The organism is Modicisalibacter radicis (genome assembly GCF_900961225.1).
Lineage (GTDB): Bacteria > Pseudomonadota > Gammaproteobacteria > Pseudomonadales > Halomonadaceae > Modicisalibacter.
Genome location: NZ_CAAHFN010000119.1, coordinates 1 through 825 on the forward strand (window position 1 = coordinate 1; position 825 = coordinate 825).

Consider the following 825-nt stretch of genomic DNA (forward strand, 5'->3'; position numbering starts at 1 on the left):
AGCGAGAATGCCCGACTGAAGAAGCTGCTGGCGGAAAGCGCCCTCGACAATGCCGCGCTCAAGGAGATCGTTTCGGGAAAGTGGTGACGCCCGAAGCGAAGCGGCGTGCGGTGAAGCACCTGGTGGCAGGCGGCTGGCTCAGCCAGCGAGGTGCCTGCCGATTGCTGGGCCGGCAAGGTCGGTAGCCCGGTACCAGGCCATGCCGCGTGACGATGCGCCGCTTCGGGCCCGCCTACAAGCCTTGGCGACCTACTATCCCCGCTGTGGCTACTTGCTGCTGCATGCCTTGTTGCGTCAGGAGGGCCTGGTGATCAATCGCAAGCGGACCTACCGACTGTACTGCAAGCAGGGGCTTCAGGTCCGAACTCGTCGGCGTAAGCGGCTGCTCCGGCCGAGAACACCGATGCCACTGCCGGATAGGCCCAACCAGCGCTGGTCGATGGACTTCGTGTCGGACCAGTTGGCCTCGGGACGCCGCTTTCGTGTGCTGAACATCGTGGACGATTTCAGCCGCGAGTGTGTCGGGCAACTGGCAGATACCTCCATTTCCGGCCGCCGGCTGGCCCGGTTCCTGGACGAGATTGCTCAGCAGCGCTCACTGCCAGCCTCGATTGTTTGCGATAACGGGCCGGAACTGACCAGTAAAGCACTGTTCTTTTGGGCGCGTGAGCGGAAGGTGACGCTGGCCTTCATCCAGCCGGGCAAGCCGACGCAGAATGCGTTCATCGAGAGCTTCAACGGCAAGTTCCGAGACGGCTGTCTCAATCAGCACTGGTTCTTGAGCCTGGCGGATGCACGACACGAAATCACACAATGGAGAACCCA

At 62.3% G+C, this 825-nt stretch carries 1 pseudogene; it reads left to right on the forward strand.

Features of this window, described 5'->3' with window-relative positions:
* Positions 1-825 (forward strand): annotated as a pseudogene (locus HR9077_RS19135) (IS3 family transposase); the annotation flags it as partial.